Annotated in this window: 16 protein-coding genes; 4 read left to right on the top strand and 12 right to left on the bottom strand. The window is 66.2% G+C overall.

The window, feature by feature from the left end:
• Positions 1 to 21: 21 nt before the first annotated feature.
• The 11 genes from icmH to rsgA all read right to left on the bottom strand — a co-directional run bounded on the left by icmH (position 22) and on the right by rsgA (position 12,626).
• The gene (gene icmH / locus AC06FD_RS18680) at positions 22 to 834 is read right to left on the bottom strand and encodes a type IVB secretion system protein IcmH/DotU (RefSeq protein WP_478078609.1); all 813 of its coding nucleotides are present in this window, start codon (positions 832 to 834) and stop codon (positions 22 to 24) included.
• Between the two features lies 1 nt (position 835).
• Positions 836 to 2,173, bottom strand: a complete 1,338-nt coding sequence (tssK, locus tag AC06FD_RS18675; RefSeq protein ID WP_478078608.1) for a type VI secretion system baseplate subunit TssK — start codon at positions 2,171 to 2,173, stop codon at positions 836 to 838.
• A gap of 3 nt (positions 2,174 to 2,176) precedes the next feature.
• Positions 2,177 to 2,947, bottom strand: a complete 771-nt coding sequence (gene tssJ / locus AC06FD_RS18670; protein ID WP_478078607.1) for a type VI secretion system lipoprotein TssJ — start codon at positions 2,945 to 2,947, stop codon at positions 2,177 to 2,179.
• Positions 2,948 to 3,017: 70 nt separating this feature from the next.
• Complete coding sequence (gene tagH / locus AC06FD_RS18665; protein WP_478078606.1) at positions 3,018 to 4,304, bottom strand: type VI secretion system-associated FHA domain protein TagH; 1,287 nt, start codon at positions 4,302 to 4,304, stop codon at positions 3,018 to 3,020.
• On the bottom strand, positions 4,301 to 5,323 hold the full coding sequence (tssG, locus tag AC06FD_RS18660) for a type VI secretion system baseplate subunit TssG (protein ID WP_478078605.1): 1,023 nt from the start codon (positions 5,321 to 5,323) through the stop codon (positions 4,301 to 4,303). Before tssG ends, tagH begins: the two co-directional genes overlap by 4 nt.
• Positions 5,287 to 7,053, bottom strand: a complete 1,767-nt coding sequence (tssF, locus tag AC06FD_RS18655) for a type VI secretion system baseplate subunit TssF (RefSeq protein WP_478078604.1) — start codon at positions 7,051 to 7,053, stop codon at positions 5,287 to 5,289. The genes tssG and tssF overlap by 37 nt, the downstream gene beginning before the upstream one ends.
• 6 nt (positions 7,054 to 7,059) lie before the next feature.
• Positions 7,060 to 7,488, bottom strand: coding sequence for a type VI secretion system baseplate subunit TssE (tssE, locus tag AC06FD_RS18650; RefSeq protein ID WP_478078603.1), 429 nt, complete (start codon positions 7,486 to 7,488; stop codon positions 7,060 to 7,062).
• Between the two features lie 12 nt (positions 7,489 to 7,500).
• Complete coding sequence (gene tssC, locus AC06FD_RS18645) at positions 7,501 to 8,979, bottom strand: type VI secretion system contractile sheath large subunit (protein ID WP_478078602.1); 1,479 nt, start codon at positions 8,977 to 8,979, stop codon at positions 7,501 to 7,503.
• Between the two features lie 32 nt (positions 8,980 to 9,011).
• Complete coding sequence (gene tssB, locus AC06FD_RS18640; RefSeq protein ID WP_394164116.1) at positions 9,012 to 9,524, bottom strand: type VI secretion system contractile sheath small subunit; 513 nt, start codon at positions 9,522 to 9,524, stop codon at positions 9,012 to 9,014.
• A 531-nt stretch (positions 9,525 to 10,055) separates the two neighbouring features.
• Positions 10,056 to 11,297 (bottom strand): flavohemoglobin expression-modulating QEGLA motif protein, encoded by a 1,242-nt coding sequence (locus AC06FD_RS18635; RefSeq protein ID WP_449335803.1) that lies wholly within the window; start codon positions 11,295 to 11,297, stop codon positions 10,056 to 10,058.
• A 231-nt stretch (positions 11,298 to 11,528) separates the two neighbouring features.
• On the bottom strand, positions 11,529 to 12,626 hold the full coding sequence (gene rsgA / locus AC06FD_RS18630) for a ribosome small subunit-dependent GTPase A (RefSeq protein WP_394164118.1): 1,098 nt from the start codon (positions 12,624 to 12,626) through the stop codon (positions 11,529 to 11,531).
• A 186-nt stretch (positions 12,627 to 12,812) separates the two neighbouring features.
• Between rsgA and AC06FD_RS18625 the strand changes: the two genes are divergently transcribed.
• The 4 genes from AC06FD_RS18625 (at position 12,813) to AC06FD_RS18610 (ending at position 16,190) form a co-directional block, all read left to right on the top strand.
• Positions 12,813 to 14,087: a pyridoxal phosphate-dependent aminotransferase gene (locus tag AC06FD_RS18625; RefSeq protein ID WP_478078601.1), complete on the top strand. Its 1,275-nt coding sequence runs from the start codon at positions 12,813 to 12,815 to the stop codon at positions 14,085 to 14,087.
• Positions 14,088 to 14,711, top strand: a complete 624-nt coding sequence (locus AC06FD_RS18620; RefSeq protein ID WP_478078600.1) for an SGNH/GDSL hydrolase family protein — start codon at positions 14,088 to 14,090, stop codon at positions 14,709 to 14,711.
• A 56-nt stretch (positions 14,712 to 14,767) separates the two neighbouring features.
• Complete coding sequence (locus AC06FD_RS18615; protein ID WP_478078599.1) at positions 14,768 to 15,409, top strand: methyltransferase domain-containing protein; 642 nt, start codon at positions 14,768 to 14,770, stop codon at positions 15,407 to 15,409.
• A gap of 457 nt (positions 15,410 to 15,866) precedes the next feature.
• Positions 15,867 to 16,190, top strand: a complete 324-nt coding sequence (locus AC06FD_RS18610; protein ID WP_478078598.1) for a hypothetical protein — start codon at positions 15,867 to 15,869, stop codon at positions 16,188 to 16,190.
• On the opposite strand, the gene AC06FD_RS18605 is transcribed toward AC06FD_RS18610, so the two are convergent.
• Positions 16,183 to 16,971 carry a polysaccharide deacetylase family protein gene (locus AC06FD_RS18605; protein WP_449335804.1) on the bottom strand — a complete coding sequence of 263 codons (789 nt, stop codon included), beginning with the start codon at positions 16,969 to 16,971 and terminating at the stop codon, positions 16,183 to 16,185. The two genes, AC06FD_RS18610 and AC06FD_RS18605, sit on opposite strands and share 8 nt — an antisense overlap.
• Between the last annotated feature and the right edge of the window lie 22 nt (positions 16,972 to 16,993).

Raw genomic sequence — 16,993 nt, 5'->3', positions numbered from 1 at the left:
GCGGTGTAGGTGGACAGGGGCTCAGGCCAGGATCCTGTCGAGCGCCTGCAGCACTTCGGTCGTCACCAGGCGCAGGCGGAAGGCGTAGACGACGTAAGCGGCTACGAGCACGCCTGCGCCCACCGCCCAAGGTGTCCACCAAGGCATGCGGCGCGCGAAGCGGTAGCTGCGCGGTGCGGCATTGCTACCGCCCTCCCCCAGGTGTTCGGGCGTGTCGCCGCGCATCTGGCGCAGGACGCGATGCAGCTTCTGGAGAATGTGCTTGAGCTCGTCCTTGCCATCATCCCGGACCTGGTAGCGCCCCTTGAAGCCAAGGCACAGGCAAAGGTAGAGAAACTCCAGCACGTCCTTGTAGTGCTCCGGCTCCATCAGCATGCGGGTGAGGATGGTGAAGAACTTCTCCCCACCCCACGTTTCCTGGTGGTACGCACTCAACAGGGAGCGCTGCGCCCATACCGACTCTGCGCCCCACACCGTCCCCATCACGGCTTCATCGAGAAACGTGCACAGGCAGTACTGGTAGGACGCCAGTACCCCGCTGTCGTAGCCGAGACCGCGGACTTCCAAGCCAATCGCGGCGATCTGGGTGTGGACGCGCTCGTAGAGCGCCTGCACGTCGGCGTCCATGTCCATCTTCCGGATGCGGATCGCGAGTCCGAACAGCGGCATCGCCGCATCCACCAGCGGGTTGTAGCTGTGCCCACGCAGCTGGAACCACAGGTCCGCGTCGTGGTCGATGCCGGCCACCGTCTCGAAGGCGATGTCGGCCTTGTCCGCGATCGAATGCGCAGGCGAGTCGAAGCGATACCGCCCAAGGGCGTCTGACGGGTTCATGTCATTCATTTCGTATGGCCCACAACTGCATTTCCAGCTCGGGGAAATCGCCGGCGATATGGAAGCTGAGACCGGCACTGCCGTGCATCATCTGCCACGCCGGATTGCCACGATCGAGTTGGAAGTAGGTGAACCCGGCGTGGTACGGCAGATGCCGTGGCGCCACCGGCAAGGGCATCAGCGGGATACCCGGCAACTGCAGGTTGATGAGTTCGTTGATGCGCTCGATGGAGGCCAATTTCGCCTGCTGTACGAACAGTTGGCGCAGGCGCTCCAGCGGCATGCGGGCGCGCACAGCCAGGATGAACTCGGCGCCATCCATGAGGCGACTGTCCTGCACCGGAGCACTCAGCACACCGAACTTCTGCTTGAGGATCGGGATGGAGACCGCCCGCGGTTGCAGCACGGTGCTCAATGAACGGCGCAGCGTCTCTTCCAGCGCGCGGAACGATTCACGCAGATCGTGGTGCTGGTAAGCAGGGTACTCGGCCGGCAGCCTTCCTTCGTCGGTGAACGTGACCAGTTCGCCACACGCTTGGCACAGCTCGCGGTAGAGCGCCTCGGGATGCAGATGGCGGCAGCGCGCCAGATGCTGGAAGAGCGGATGCAGCCGATTCAACACCTGCAACAGGTTGAAGTCGGTGACGTCGGCCACCCCGGACTGGCTCGGCGAGCCGATACGCGCTGCGATGTTCCGGGCCCGCTCGCGCATCAGCCCGGCAGCCTCGCCGAGGAATCGCGCAAGCGGTGGTACGGCCTGGATGGACATCGCCGTCGGATAGTGCGCGTCATCCAGCACCAGACTGCCGTCGGGACGACGGTCCAGGATGCGGGCCATCGGGATGGAGGTGAATGCACTGCGATCTTCACGCTCCAGCATCAGCTGGACGTTGAGGTTGGCCACATCCATGGTGACGTGATCGCCTTCCTCGCTGTGGACGTCGCGCACGTCGACCTGCCGGGCCGCATAGCGCCGGTTGACGTGGACGTCCGGCCACTGCACCTCCAGCGTGCCCTCCGAACGCAAGGGGAGTGCGAGGTACACGGTCTGGTTGACCGCGGAGATGTCCGAGACCGTGAGCGGCGGTGGCGGCGGCGTTTCCGCTGGCAGGTCAAAGGCACTCCCGTCGGGCATGACGCCACGCGCGCGCAGCAGTGCAACCTTGCCGAAGCTGAGGTACTCGGTATTGATCTCCAGCTCGGTGAAGCCATACAGGTGCTCGGCCACGCTGCTGACCCGCTGGTGCACGTGGCTCTCGAAGTAGCGCGCTTCCTGCTGGAAGTGTTGTGGCTTGACGAACAGGCCTTCGCGCCAGACCACTCTACTGCGTGATGACATCGTTCAATCCTCTCCCTTGATCGTTACGCCGTGCTCGTCGAGCGAGACCAGCAATGGATATCTGCCGCCAGTGGGTTCTATGCGCCATACGGCCTTCCAGTTCACCGAATGGATGTCCTGGTAGGCGGCCACAACGGCGATGAAGTGCGTGGCCGGCTTGACGGTGTGGAAGCGGACGAACTTGAATTCGTCGGGCCTGAGCACGTACTCGTCGTGGTCCACATAGGTCTTGCCCAGGGTCTTCTCGGGCTTGTCCATCAGCGCGTCCGCGTCGGCAGCGAGAAACATCCCGTTGTCCTTGAGTTCGAAGACCTTGACCGCGATCGGGTTGGCCTGCCGGGCCTGCATCGTGGTCGCCGGTGAAACCGCCGGCTCCCCGTCCGGTTTCGACGCGCCGTCCCGGTATTGGCCCACCTGGCGTGCGGCGCCATCGCCCTCATTGACGATATGGCGGGTTGGCTCCTGCTCGGGCGGGCCCTCTTCGATGGCGATGGAACCCGTGCCGGGCCCATGCCCATGCGTCGCCTGGAACTCAGCATGGAGAATGTCGGTTGTTGCCTTGAGCTGGCCCAGCAGGCTGCTCAGGTCATCGCTGGAAAGGTTGACCCGATATGGCACGGCCTCGTCCCGGGGTGAGGCCGGCTCCTCCTGCGCGAACGCATTGGGATTGACCCCGGCCGATGTCACCAGGCTGAGCGCCACCTGCGACGGCTGGTCCCTGGGTTCACCCACGACAATGCCGGGGTCCTTGAGTACCTGCAGGGTCTTCTTCATGGCCGTGCAGCCGCCCAGGCCCATGAGCATGGCCGGCAGCAATACCCATGGCAGCGCACGCTGGAGCACTTCAACCCCCGGCCCGCATCGCGCGGTCGTAGGCCTGGTCGAACACTTCCCAGAACATGCGGTCGAACCCCTGCTGCCGCGAGGACATCAGCTCATCGAAGTAGTGCCCGTACATCTGCCATAGCCAGCCGGCATCTGGTTGGGCCTCGTTGCCGCCGGCGTATCGCTGGAAGCGCGTGGCCAGTGCGTCGGGGGAAAATGCAGCCAACAGGGCACCCAGGGCCGCCTTGACGGCGACCGCGCTGGCGTCGTTGTGACGGGCGACCTGTTCAAGACTCTCGGCGACGGCCGCCTGAGGGGCCAGATGGACCGGACTGCGGGTCCCCGCAAACAGGGCCTGCGCGGTTTCCGCGTAGCCCTGCTGCAGGCGCAGGGGATTGTCCTCGATCGGCTGCAACGTGCGGTTGAGCAGCCCGGTACCCTGCCCCGCCCTGGGCGTCTGTGCGTAGAGACCGGCGAGGCCCTGGATGGCGGCACGCAACGCACTGCCGGCGTCGTGCAGCACCCGGTGCGCCTGCTCGGAATCCAGGTGACCCAGCCCGATTCCCAGACCCTGCCCAAGCGGAATCATGGCGACATGCAGCCCCTCGGCGTGGGACGCGGGGGGGCTCGTGTGTACATTGTTCATCGCTCGGGCGACTCCGTGCGCCGGGGTGACATTGCTGATGACTTCGCGGTTGGTGTCTGCCAGGTCGCTCTGCGTGACCGAGCTGCTCGACACGCCGTAGTGCGTGGCGTCCATGGGGGTGCCGAGCGTGCGTTGGGCATTCATCCGCATGGCCGCGGCGTCAAGCGCCGCCAGCGGATCAATGGCCTCATGGCGCTGCGCAGGCTCCACATCCAACGCCACCTGCGTAGAAAGCCGCTCGAACTGGGCATCGCGCGTGTTGAGGATTTCGCCCAGCGATTGCTGCCCCAGATGGCGGCCCGGATCGTGGGTCATGTGCGAGTCATCCCCCAGGTTTGCATTGATCCGGTAGGGTCCGATGTGCATCACGTCGCCATGGTTGAGGGCGATGATGACGTCCGGCCCGAGCGGGTCCTTCGCATCGTTGATCCAGGTGGCGCCGCTGCGCTGGACCAGGCAGTAGGCACGGTCGACCCAGGCGACCTCCGCGTGGATGGGGGCTACCCCGCCGGCGGTGTCGGCCAGCACCCAGTTGGCCCCACGGCTGCCGATGGTGCCGCCCGCGGCGTCGAAGACGTGGGTTGGCGTGCTCCCGATATCCAGGAACTCGGGGTTGGCCACGACCAGATGGAGTCGTGGCGTAGGGGAGTGGGTAGTCATTGACGCACCTTTATTCTTACGACCGACTCCTGCCGCAGCCGGTCGTCATTGCCAAAGAAGGTTGTCCAGCCCAGGTGGGCACCACGGCGGGAGTCCAGTTGCAGACGGGGTATTTCGTCCTGACGCAGTCCCAACTCCAGGTCGTAGGCCAGCTGGTCACGGAGAAGGAACTCGACAAGCCGGTTCAACGGCAGGAAATCACGGCCGTTGGGCAGGAAATCGCGGAACCGGCGCTGGGTCAGGCCGCGTATGGCGATGACGAAGCTGTGTTCATAGGTCTTGACCCGATCGCCGATCATGAAGCTGTCGCCGAGCATTCCCCCCTGTCGCCCCAGGTGGGTCTTCTGCGCGTCGGGAATCTCCACCCGCAGTGGCTGAAACTCGCGGACCTCTACCTGCCCGAGGTCGAAGCAGTGCGCCACGATGCCACCGACCACGGCCGGGGACCGGCTGCGGCTGGCCACCAATCCCGCGTAGGTCAACAGCCGGCTCCACGGAAGCTGGGTCTGGCCACGCAGCTGTTCGTCATTGAGACCAATGAGTGAGAACACATAGCGCGAGAAGCGGTCGCGCGCGCCATCCTGGAACCTGACGTGGTACCGGTACTTCCGCCAGGCGCGATGCAGCAGGGTGAGCAGGCGATGGTTGAAAAAATCAAGGAATGCGGCGCGCAGGTCGTTGCCGTGCGCATGGTCGCTGGCAACCCGCTCCAGGTAGTGCCCAGGCAGGGGCGAATCCACCCCGTGCAGTCCCAGGAAGCTGACGACCAGGCGGTACGTGTCCTGCGAACGCCCCTGCAGGGCCGAGGCGGCGAGCACGTCGGATGCGGGGAAGCCCAGGCCGGGATCACTTTCGAACCGGATCCGCTCGGTGGCCGGATCGACGTCCAGCAGATATTCCAGGTTGTCGCCATGCAACCGGTACAGCTGCTCCACCAGGCTGAAGAACCCGTAGTCCTTCGCATCGCGCAGCAACGGCAGGGCTAGATCACCGGCTGGTGACCGCGTTGCAGCGTCCATGTGTAGGTCTCGTTGTTGGTGAGGTTCTTGACTTCAAGAAGATGGAACGAGTTGATGCTTGCGTAGAGTCCGAAGAACCGCGACAGGACCGTGCCGAACAGGTAAAGCTCGCCTTCGCAGAGGAAGGCATCCTGGTCGAGCTCCAACACGGTCTTGAGGCCGCGCACCGGCAGGCCTTTGATCAACGTATTGACCGGCAGGGTGCGGGCGCCGCGAATGCCCTCGAGGCGCTTTCGGCTGCTGCGTTCGGACTGGATGTCATGCAGTGCCGCGAAGTCGTACGCGCGCAGTACCGCCTTGAGCGGCTCGGTGCCGAGCAGGGACAGGTAGTTCAACGAGAGATTGGAGATCAGGGTCCAGTGCAGGCTCCCGTCCAGTACCGGGCGATAGGGCTGCGTCGGCGGCGTGATATTGGTGAAGGTCAGGTACGCCGGGATTTCCTCTGTCGGGATGCACACGTCCCCGGCTGCCAGGGCCGCAGGCAGGTCGCGATTGGTGCAGGTCAGATCCACGGAAATGGTTTCCCGCCTGCCAATAAAACTGCTGTCGTCGCTGCGCACGAACGATATCCGCTGGCGCAGCCCGCCATCGGCCGCATCCGTTTCGATGCGGGTGCGAAAGTAAAGCGCCGCCCTGCCCTGCGATTTTTCGATCTCATGCTGGAAGGAGCTGAAGTCGTGATACTGACGGCCCCGTCCGCCGGGACCGGAATGGGCACCCTGGTTCCAGCCGCTGACATGATCGACGCTGAACACTTCATGGGCATGCGGCAGGCCACCGGATGGCCGCAAGGGGTAGTCACTGTCCTGACCATCCAGGCTCATTGGCTCGGCGTCATGGGCGAACAGGTTGATGGCCGGCACGCAGTGCAGCGATATATCCGCAGTGCGCACCTTGATGTCGGTCGGCATCGGCCGGGAATAGTGGAACTCGATGCGGATCTGCCGACCAGTTGCGGCAGGCCACACGGCTCGCAGCCGGGTCAGGCGGATGAAATAGAAACGGCGCGGAAACGCAAAATACTCCTGCAGTACCCTGTAGCCATCGAAAACGTTGCGCGGATAGGGCAGCAACGCCTCGTCGGCGCCGAACCCGGGGAAACAGACGCCAGCGGACCCCAGTGTGCGTACCTGGTCGCCGACGATGACCCTCACTTCATCCAGATAGCGCGCCGTCCAGAGGTAAAGCGTCAGTGCGGTGTAGTCATCCCCGCTGAGGTGCAGGTCCAGCGCATCACAATCGATCTCGTCCAGCCGGCGGTCCGACAGCGCCTGCAGTTCCAGGCGGACCACGGATGTCTCACGGGTGTGCGCGTCATGGATCGCATCGATGCGCAGCGGATCGATCTTCAGATCCGTGCAGGTGCGGAACTGGCATGCGACGCCATCCACCGGAACCGAGGCCAGCAGCGCTCCCCGCGGCAGCGTCTGCCGCACTGCGATGGCACGATCAACAGGATCGAACCGCATGATGGTCATGCTTGGAATGGGACGCAGGTAGTTCGGCCACAACAACTGCAGGAGCGAATGGGTCAGCTCCTCGAAATCGTCTTCCAGTTTGAGCCGCAGCTTGCCGGTAAGGAATGCGAACCCCTCCAACAGGCGTTCAACGTCCGGATCGGCGGCCTTCTCGCCCAGGAACCGGGCAAGCTGGGGATTGTGGCGCGCGAACTCACGCCCCTGCAGGCGCAGGAACGTGAGCTCATCACGGTAGATCCTTTTGAATGGCATGCAGCCTCACAGGACGCGGTAGTGGCGGTTATGCCCGTTCATGACCAGGTCGACCTCGAGAACAGCATCCTTGCTGTCGACCGCCAGGACACAGGCCAGCCGGAAGTTGAGCTCAAGCGGCGCATGCGGATTGGGGATGAAGTGCACGTCCCGCACAACCACGCGCGGTTCGTAGGACTGGATGGCATCGCGGATACCGGCACTCGTCCGGATCAGCAGTTCTGACGACCCGGAGGTGGCATCGGTGAATTCCGGCAGGCCCACGTCGGGGCTGCTCTGTGAGCAGCCCTGACGTGTATTGAGCAGCAGTTCGATGTTCCGCTTGATGCTGTGAATCCGCGCCGGCAACTGGTTCTGCGACTGCACGCTTCGCCGCTGGAGCAGGTCAGGCTCCAGTCGATCGAACAGGCTTCCTTTCCCTGATACCCGGGACATCTACGCTCCGTGTCAATCCTTGTCCAACCGCCCCACAAGCGAAAGCTCGAAATTGGCGCCCATGTACTTGAAGTGCGGTCGCACGGCCATGGACACCTGGTACCAGCCAGGATCGCCAGCAACGTCGGTCACTTCGACCTTTGCCGCCCGCAGCGGACGGCGGCTGCGCACCTCTGCAGGCGGATTTTCCTGATCGGCGATGTACTGCTTCAGCCAGGTGTTGAGTTCGCGCTCCAGGTCCTGGCGTTCTTTCCAGCTGCCAATCTGCTCGCGCTGCAGTACCTTGATGTAGTGCGCGAGGCGATTGATGATGAACATGTAGGGCAACTGGGTGCCCAGCTTGTAGTTGGTCTGCGCGTCCTGGCCTTCCTTGGTCTTCGGGAACACCTTGGGCTTCTGCACGGAGTTGGCCGAGAAGAACGCCGCGTTGTCGCTACCCTTGCGCATCGTCAGCGGGATGAAGCCTTCCTCGGCGATCTCGAACTCCTTGCGGTCGGTGATCAGCACTTCGGTCGGAATCTTGGCCTGCAGCTGGCCCAGGGCTTCGTAAAGGTGCACCGGAAGGTCTTCGACTGCGCCACCGGACTGGGGACCGATGATGTTCGGACACCAGCGGTACCGGGCGAAGCTGTCGGTGATCCGGCTTGCCATCAGGTAAGCCGCATTACCCCACAGGTAGCTTTCATGGGTGGCACTGACGCCTTCGCGATAATTGAACGTCCGCACCGGGTTCTCCAGCGGGTCGTACGGCTGGCGGAGCAGGAACCGGGGCATGGCCAGGCCAAGGTAGCGCGCGTCTTCGGATTCGCGCAGGGAGCGCCATTTCGTGTAGCGCGGCCCCTCGAAAATGTCCTTGACCTCTTTGAGGTTGGGCAGGTCCTGGTAGCTTTCGACGTTGAAGAACTCGTGCCCTGCAGCCGCGATGAACGGAGCGTGCGCCATCGCACCGACCGATGCCGCGTAGTTCAGCAGCTTGATGTCGGGCGCGGACGGGCCGAAGTAGAAATTGCCGATCATTGCCGCGACCGGCTCACCGCCGAACTGGCCGTACTCGGCGGAGTACACATGCTTGTACAGGCCGCTCTGCGTGACATCCGAGGCGCTGTCGAAGTCTTCGAGCAGCTCTTCCTTGGTGACATGCAACACCTGGATCTTGATGTTCTCGCGGAAGTCGGTGCGGTCCACCAGGACTTTCAGACCCCGCCATGCCGACTCCAGCTTCTGCAGCTCGGGATGATGCAGAACCTCATCCATCTGCTGGCCGATCTTCTGGTCCAGCTCGACGATCATCTGGTCGACCAGGCGCTTGTTGACCGGCTCGGCCTGCTCGTTGCTTTTGAGCATCTCGGCGATGAACTCGGCCACGCCCTTTCTGGCGATCAAATAGCCTTCCTGGCTGGGCTCCATTTTGGTCTGGGCCATGATCTGGTCGAGCAGTCCCGTGCCTGCCGAGGCCGCAGCCCGGGTCGCACCCTGTTGTTTCGCTTCCATGGATTACTCCTGTAATAGTTGTGCGAAGGGGCTCAGGCCCGACTGTCTTCCGGTGTGTTCAATGCGATGTCGAGTTCCCTCGCCAGGGTGTCGCGGGCCACCGGGTCGGCCAGCAGCTCCTGCAGCTTGCTGCGGAACGCGGGCACGTTGCCCAACGGCCCCTTCAGCGCAACCAACGCTTCTCGCAATTCAAGCAGCTTGCGCATCTCCGGCACCTGGCGGGCAATGGCGTCCGGCGTAAAATCCGTGAGCGACGTGAAGTGGAGGTCCACCGCCATGGATGCGTCTTTGTCATCCGACAGGCGGTTTGCCACATCCACACGGAGCGCGAGCTCGGCCTTCTCCATTACCGCGTTGAACGTGTGCTTGTCGATGCGGACCGATTCGCGCTCTTCCAGTGGCCGCTCTTCGCCATGGCCCTTGAAGTCGCCCACGACCACCAGCTTCAACGGCAGCTCGAGCTCCGCTTTCTGGTCACCGGTTGCAGGCACGTACTTGATGTTGATTCGCTCCTTGGGAGCAACAGATCCTTCCTTGCTCGACATTGCGTCTTACCTCGAAGTTGGTGAGCGGGTGTGAGTACGGCATCGGAATGACGCCGGATCATGCGCGGCGGCACGATACGATTGCAGGCGTGTAGACAGGGCAGGTTCGATACTGGCTGGGCAGCGCGATACAGGCACGCGCCAAACCCACGGCGCCTCGCTCTCGCACGGTTGAAACAATGATGGCGATCTCGTTCGCGCCTCGTCCTTGTACGCTCGTCAACGTTCTTCGTCCTGAAAAATCGAATTGACAATCGTCAATCCCCGCGCTCATTTGAATAAGAGAGGCCTCAAAGTTCAAAGGGCGTTTCCGACATCCGCCGTTTCGCGTCACTGGAGAGTGACGTCAGGCACATTTCGACGGAGGTGACGCGTGATGCTGTGTAGTCGCGCCGTAACGACGCACGCACGCACGCTGCATTGGAAGCGCGCGCATCCTGCGCTGTGGTAGGAGACGTTTGCATTGGCACCGCTCGTGCCGCCGCGATGCGGCGATGCGGAGATGCGGTTGCCACGCTGGGGCACTACGGGCTATTCCGCCGCCAGCTGGTCCATGCGGATACGGTTGGCGAACAATGAGAACGCCAGCATGCCGGCCAGCCCATTGGCCCGGCTGACCCAATGCGGCAGCCAGCGCGGCGGGCGCAGGATGCCTTCTTCGAACAGCGGCGCGAAGGCGATCGCGTCGGTGAGCGCCATCTTGCCGGCGAACAGCCAGCGGCATACCTGCAGGCGATCTTCGGCGAGCATGTGGCGGAAGAAGGTATGCACCGAGACCAGCCCGCGCAGGTAGACCGTGTCCTTGGTGAACGCCGCGCCGCCGGTGGGCGGCACGCCGCGGAACACGCGCTGGGCCGAGGCGAAGCTCTCTTCGTTGTTCTGCCCGGCATCGCAGAAGTAGCGGAACACCTCGATGAAGTCCGCCCCCTCGCGTGCCATCGCGATTGCCTCGGTACGCAGGCTGATGCGCTTGAGGCGTTCGATGTCGATGCTGCCGGTGATCTGCTCGGCGAAGGTGGCCAGCCCCTCCTGGGTGGCGGTGACCCGCGGCGAGGCCAGCGCCAGGCTGGGCAGGTGCGGCTGTTCGCGGCCGTTGAGCGCGGTCAGCGAATGCACCAGTGCCTCGTGGTGGAACAATTGTGCACGGTCGTAGGCGCTGAAGCGCGCGCTGGTGCGCAGGCGGATGCGGGTGGGGCCGGCGGCCGCCTTGGAGATCAGCTCCGGATCGAGCTGCACGCTGATGATGCGCGACTCGAAGAACGCGTCCAGATCGCTTTGCAGTTGCAATTGCAGCGCGGTGGCCGAGACCGGGACCTGTTCCTCGGGCGCGAGCAGTTCGTGGTCCAGTTCCTGCGCGATCTGGATGAAGTGGCGGGCTGCATCGCGGGTGCTGGGCCCATTGCCGGGCAGCGGCTGTTCGGGTGCGCCGAACAACGCGACCGAGTAGCGGTCGACTTCGGCGGTGCCCAGCGATTCGAGCAGGCCCGCGGCCAGGTCCCAGCTGTGCGCCGAGCGCTGCACGTACAGGCCGATCGGATGGGAGGGGTCGCACTGGGCGCTGATCGCGGCCAGCGCGCGGCGGGTGTCGCCGAAGTCCAGCCGCGGGTAGGCGACCTGCGGCAACACCGGCTGGCCGCGCGCCACGCTGGCCAGGAAAGGCGCCTGCAGCGCCGCCGGCCAACTGGTCAGGCCGAGCAGCTTGATGCCGCCCACCGCCTCCACCAGCTGCGCATCGAGCGCGGTGTGGTGGGCCACCTCACGATCCACGGTCATTGGTGTGCTCATGGGGCGGACAATAGCAGCCACGCAGGGCGCGCTGCACGCAGCGCCTGAGGTGGCGTAGAGCCACCCCATGGGTGGCTGCATTCCGATCCGACGCCCCGTAGAGCCACCCCATGGGTGGCTGCATTTCGGGCCGACGCCTCGTAGAGCCACCCCATGGGTGGCTGCATTTCGCTCCGGCACCGCGCGCAGCCACCCATGGGGTGGCTCTACGGCGTTGGGTTATCGGCGTCCGCCCTTTCCGCCCGGGCGCCACTGCGCACCCTTGCCCACGTGCTTGCGCTCGATCGCCTGCTGCGCCTGGCGGACGGCCAGCTTGGCCGCCGCGGCAGCCACTTCTTCCTTGAGCTTGAAGTAGTTGAGCAGGCGCTCTTCATCCAGCGTGCCGTCGTCGATGGCCGCACGGATCGCGCAGCCCGGCTCGCGCTGGTGGGCGCAGTCGCGGAAACGGCATTGCGCCGACAGGGCTTCCACGTCGGAGAAGCCCCCTTCGCTCAAGGCCTCTTCACCGGTCGGCTTGAGCTCGCGCATGCCCGGGGTATCGATCAGGCACGCGCCGGCCGGCAGCGGGATCAACGCACGGTGGGTCGTGGTGTGGCGGCCGCGCGAGTCGTTGACCCGCACATCGGCGGTCTTCATCCGCTCCTCGCCCAGCAGCGTGTTGGTCAACGTCGACTTGCCGGCACCGGACGAGCCCACCAGCACCACGGTGCGGCCCGCGCCCAGCCACGGCAGCAGCGCCGACGCGCTGGCCGGGTCCCTGCCGTTGATGGCAAGCAGCGGGATGTCCTGCGCGGCCAGTTCTTCCAGCACGTCCAGGGCGTCCTGGCTGTACTCGGTCTGATCGGCCTTGGTCAGCACCACCACCGGCTGCGCGCCGCCACCGCCCACCAGCAGCAGGTAACGCTCGATCCGGCGAGGGTTGAAGTCCGCGTCCAGGCCACAGACGATGAACACGGTATCGATGTTGGCCGCGATCACCTGCTGGTGGTAATGCTCGCCCGCCGCGCCGCGTTTGATCGCGGTCCGCCGCGGCAGCAGCGCCACGATCTTGATGCCCTCCAGCAGGACCCAGTCGCCCACCGCGGCGCGCTCATGGCTGGGGAAGCGCGGGCGCTGCCACTCCGGCGGGGATTCGGTCTTGATCGCCGCGTCCGGCATGTCCGAGACGATGTAGCCGGTGCGATGCTGTTCGATCACCCGCCCCGGGCGTGCCTGCGGGAACTGCTCGAACAGGGCCTGCCAGTCCGGGAGTTCGGGGCCGCCCGGCCAGGGCCAGCCAATGGTCTGCAGGGCAAGGTAATCAGTGGGTTCGCTCATCCTGCCCATTCTAGAGGGTGTAGCGACCGGGCGTCGTCGCAGTGCCCGGCCAGGCGCGGGGACCGGCTGGCCAGCCCCGCATTCGCAACTGCTTGCCAGGGCTCGGAATTTGGCCCGAAAGGCTTGCCCTGCAACGCAACATTTCCGCTACCATGCGGTTTCCATGCCCGAAATGACGGCCCGTTCATGTCCACGCCCCCGCTGAAGCCGCTCGCCACCCGCGAGCGCCTGTCCGAAGTCCGCTACGAGATCCGGGGCGAGCTGGCGCGGCGAGCGCGGGAGCTGGAGGCCCAGGGCCGCAAGCTGATCAAGCTGAACATCGGCAATCCCGGCAACTTCGGCTTCCGCGCGCCGGAACACCTGCAGCGCGCGATCGCCGACGACATGGGCCGCACCGACCCCTACACCCACCAGCAGGGCCTGCCCGAGGCGCGCGAGGCGATCGCCGCCGCCTACGCCCGCCGGGGTGCACCGGATGCGCACCCGGACCGGGTGTTCGTGGGCAATGGCGTCAGCGAGCTGATCGACCTGTCGCTGCGCGCCCTGCTCAACCCCGGCGATGAAGTGCTGGTGCCCTCGCCCGACTACCCGCTGTGGTCGGCGGCGACCATCCTCAACGACGGCCGCCCGGTGTACTACCGCTGCGCGCCGGAGAACGGCTTCCAGCCGGACCCGGTCGAGATCGAATCGCTGGTGTCCTCGCGTACCCGCGCGATCGTGTTGATCAACCCGAACAACCCCAGCGGCGCCAGCTACTCGCACGACCTGCTGGAGCGCATCGTGGCCATCGCCGCCAAGCACAACCTGCTGCTGATGGTCGATGAGATCTACGACCAGATCCTCTACGACGACGCACAGTTCCATCCGGTCGCGCCCCTGGCCGGCGAGCATCCGTGCATCACCTTCAGCGGCCTGAGCAAGGTGCACCGTGCCTGCGGCTGGCGGGTGGGCTGGGCGATGCTGTCCGGCGCGGCCGAGCGGCTGGGCGAGTTCCGCGCGGCGATGGACCTGCTCAGCGCACTGCGCCTGTGCGCCAACGTGCCCGGCCAGTACGCCATCGATGCGGCGGTCAACGGCCCGGACACCATTTCCGCCCTGTGCGCCCCGGGCGGCCGCCTGTACGAAACCCGCCGCGCGGTGATCGAGGCCTGCAACGCCAGCGAGCATCTGTCGCTGGTGGCGCCGGCCGGTGCGCTGTACGCCTTCCCGGCCGTGGTCGGGCCGGCGGCGCGCAGCTTCGACGACCACGATTTCGCGCTGGAACTGATGAACGAGGAAGGCGTGCTGGTGGTGCCGGGCTCGAGTTTCAACGTGCCCTACCGCCACCACTTCCGGGTCACCCTGCTGCCCGAAGCGGACGTGATGCGCGATGTGTTCGCCCGCATCGACCGCGCGTTGGCGCGGCGTGCCGAGGCCAACACCAAGGTGGTGCCGCTGAAGCCACGCAGCGCGGTGGCCTGAGTGGCGCTGTCCTACCTGGCGCTGGGCGACTCCTACACCATCGGTGAGGGCGTGGCGCCGTCCGCACGCTGGCCGCTGCAACTGGTCGCCGGCCTGCGCGACATCGGCGTGGCGGTGGACGACCCGCGGATCATCGCCACCACCGGCTGGACCACCGACGAACTCGAGGCCGGCATCGATGCCGCCGCGCCGCAGGGTCCGTTCGGCCTGGTCAGCCTGTTGATCGGGGTCAACGACCAGTATCGCGGCCGCAGCGTGGATGACTACCGCCCGCGCTTCACCGCCTTGCTGCAGCGCGCGCTGGGCTTTGCCGGCGGGCGCGCCGAACGGGTGCTGGTGCTGTCCATCCCCGATTGGGGGGTGACCCCGTATGCGCGCGAGGCCGGTCGCGACCGCGTGCAGGTGGGGCGCGAACTGGACGCCTACAACGCCGCGGCCGCCGCGATCTGCGCCGGGCACCAGGTGGCCTTCATCGACATCACCGACCTCAGCCGCGTTCCGGGCGCTGAAGCGGTGATGCTGGTCGACGATGGCCTGCACCCCTCGGCGACGATGTACGCGCTGTGGACCGAGCGCGCCTTCCAGGTGGCGCGGGTGCAACTGGCCGACGAGGTGCCGCGCTGAGCACGGACGCCCTGCCACTGGCCAAGGAACAGGCCCGCCGCATCGCTGCCGCCTTCATGCCGGCGCAGCGTTTCGGCAACCGACGCGATTACTACTACAGCCGCGGCAAGCTCGGCAGCGATCCGCTGTATCCGGGCGTGCTGGCCGCGCTGCTGCCTGCACGCGGCGCGCTGCTGGATATCGGCTGCGGCCTGGGGCTGTTGGCGCACGTGCTGCGCCAGGCCGACCAGCAGCGGCCCTACCTGGGCGTGGACATCGATGCGGACAAGATCGCACGTGCCCGCCGCGCCGCCGCCCGCGCGGCGCTGGCGGAGACCCGCTTCGACACACTGGACGCCAGCGCCACCCTGCCCGCCCACCACGGCAGCGTGGCCCTGCTGGACGTGCTGCAGTACCTGCCGGCCGAGGCCCAGGCCGGCCTGTTGCAGGCCGCGGCCGCGCGGGTGGCGCCGGGCGGTCGGCTGGTGATCCGCACCACCCTGGCCGACAACAGCGGGCGCGACCGCACCACCCGCATCACCGACATGCTGGCGCACCTGGTGGGCTGGATGGGCACCCGCCCACGCCACTATCCCGATGCGGCCAGCGTGCGCGCACCGCTGGAAGCGGCCGGCCTGCAACTGCAGATGACCCCGCTGTACGGCAACACGCCGTTCAACAACTGGCTGGTCTGCGCCGAACGTGCCGCGGCCGGCTGAGGGTCGCGTCGCGCGCCGCACGCGCGCATACTCGCGCCCCGATACCGGCATGGAGCCCGCATGACCCCACCTTCGCCCCGCCATTCCGCACTGGGCATCGCCGCACTGGTGATCAGCGTGTGCGGGTTGGTGATGTTCGCCATCAGCGCGCACTACGCGCATACCCCGGCCCATGCCGAGATGCGTGAGGTGCCGGTGGTGCTGCTGGTGGTGCTGTGCGTCAGCGTCGGGTTGGCGGTGCTGGCCACGTTGATCGGTATCGGCAGCCTGTTGCAGCATCGCCGCCGCCGGGTCACCGGCGTGCTGGCGCTGGGCCTGTCGATCACCCTGCTGCTGGCGCAGTTGTCGCTGGGCAGCTGGATGCGCCAGCAGTGGATCCACTCGCACCCGCTGGCCGCCTGCGCCAGCCAAAGCTGTCGCGGGCCTGAGCCCGCACGTCTGCTTGCAAGGAGTTCCCATGCAGATCCGTCATTCCGGACTGGGCATTGCCTCGTTCATCCTGTCGCTGGGCGGCGGGGTGCTGATGTTCCTGCTGATCGTGCTGGCCGGCGTCGCCGAGCTCAGTACCCCGGGCGGCATGGACGAAGGCGCGCCGGCGACCGTGATGATCGGGCTGGGCATCATCGGCGCCGGCCTGGTCGAGCTGGTGGCGCTGGCGCTGGGCGTGGCCGGGGTGCTGCAGCGCGACCGGCGCAAGGTGCTGGCGATCCTCGGCCTGGTGTTCTCCTGCGGCGCGCTGCTGGGCACGGCCGGGCTGTTGCTGCTGGGGCTGATCAGCTGAGCGTGGCGTCCGGCAGTTCGGCGCGCAGGCCACGGTCCTGCAGCGCCTGCAACACCGCTTCGATGATGGCCAGGTTGTGCCCGTGGGCGGCGCCCTCGTGCAGCAGCACGATCGCGCCGGGCCCGAGCTGGGCGGCGATGCGTTCCACTACCGCCGCCGGCTGGCAATCGACGCCGTCGTAGCCGCGCGCGCTCCAGCCAACCCGGGTGAGCTGCCACTGCTGCAGGGCCGGCGCCACGAAGGGGTTGGTCATGCCCACCACCGAGCGGTACCAGCGCGGCGGCTGCCCGGTGATGGCGGTCAAGGCCTTCTGGCACTCGCCAATCTCGGCGGCCATCGCGGCCGGCCCCAACCGCCAGAAGCGGGTCTGCGGATGGCGGTGGCTGTGGTTGCCCAGGGTGTGCCCGCGCGCCAGCATCTGCCGCACCAGGTCGGGCTGGGCCAGGGCGCGCTCGCCGACCAGGAAAAAGGTGGCCTTGGCCTGGTAGCGGTCGAGCAGGTCCAGTACGGCCGGGGTCTGGTCGGACGGGCCGTCATCGATGGTGAGCCAGACCCGCGGGGCGCTGCCCGGCAGGCGGCTCAGCACGGGCGCATAGAAGCGGCTGTTGGGCAGGAAGACGGGCACCATGAACAGGGCATGGGAGGCCACCATGAGGGGCAGGCCGACGGGCCAGCCCAGGCGCAGCCAGGCGGCCGCGACGAGCAGCTGGGAGAGCAGCAGCCACGGCAACCAGCGCCAGGGGCGCCGGGGAATGCGATGCAACGTTTCCGGTACGGTCATGCCCCATGATGCCATGCCGCGT

This window comes from Stenotrophomonas sp. Steno-Z1 (genome assembly GCF_056393175.1).
The sequence above is the reverse complement of the archived record's forward strand: the minus strand, read 5'-3'. Positions and strand labels throughout refer to the sequence as shown.

Excerpts from the sequence above, each read along its gene's own strand:
- icmH (WP_478078609.1), bottom strand. The coding sequence starts at position 834 with ATGAACCCGTCAGACGCCCTTGGGCGGTATCGCTTCGACTCGCCTGCG.
- tssK (WP_478078608.1), bottom strand. The coding sequence starts at position 2,173 with ATGTCATCACGCAGTAGAGTGGTCTGGCGCGAAGGCCTGTTCGTCAAG.
- tssJ (WP_478078607.1), bottom strand. The coding sequence starts at position 2,947 with ATGAAGAAGACCCTGCAGGTACTCAAGGACCCCGGCATTGTCGTGGGT.
- tagH (WP_478078606.1), bottom strand. The coding sequence starts at position 4,304 with ATGACTACCCACTCCCCTACGCCACGACTCCATCTGGTCGTGGCCAAC.
- tssG (WP_478078605.1), bottom strand. The coding sequence starts at position 5,323 with ATGGACGCTGCAACGCGGTCACCAGCCGGTGATCTAGCCCTGCCGTTG.
- tssF (WP_478078604.1), bottom strand. The coding sequence starts at position 7,053 with ATGCCATTCAAAAGGATCTACCGTGATGAGCTCACGTTCCTGCGCCTG.
- tssE (WP_478078603.1), bottom strand. The coding sequence starts at position 7,488 with ATGTCCCGGGTATCAGGGAAAGGAAGCCTGTTCGATCGACTGGAGCCT.
- tssC (WP_478078602.1), bottom strand. The coding sequence starts at position 8,979 with ATGGAAGCGAAACAACAGGGTGCGACCCGGGCTGCGGCCTCGGCAGGC.
- tssB (WP_394164116.1), bottom strand. The coding sequence starts at position 9,524 with ATGTCGAGCAAGGAAGGATCTGTTGCTCCCAAGGAGCGAATCAACATC.
- AC06FD_RS18635 (WP_449335803.1), bottom strand. The coding sequence starts at position 11,297 with ATGACCGTGGATCGTGAGGTGGCCCACCACACCGCGCTCGATGCGCAG.
- rsgA (WP_394164118.1), bottom strand. The coding sequence starts at position 12,626 with ATGAGCGAACCCACTGATTACCTTGCCCTGCAGACCATTGGCTGGCCC.
- AC06FD_RS18625 (WP_478078601.1), top strand. The coding sequence starts at position 12,813 with ATGTCCACGCCCCCGCTGAAGCCGCTCGCCACCCGCGAGCGCCTGTCC.
- AC06FD_RS18615 (WP_478078599.1), top strand. The coding sequence starts at position 14,768 with ATGCCGGCGCAGCGTTTCGGCAACCGACGCGATTACTACTACAGCCGC.
- AC06FD_RS18610 (WP_478078598.1), top strand. The coding sequence starts at position 15,867 with ATGCAGATCCGTCATTCCGGACTGGGCATTGCCTCGTTCATCCTGTCG.
- AC06FD_RS18605 (WP_449335804.1), bottom strand. The coding sequence starts at position 16,971 with ATGACCGTACCGGAAACGTTGCATCGCATTCCCCGGCGCCCCTGGCGC.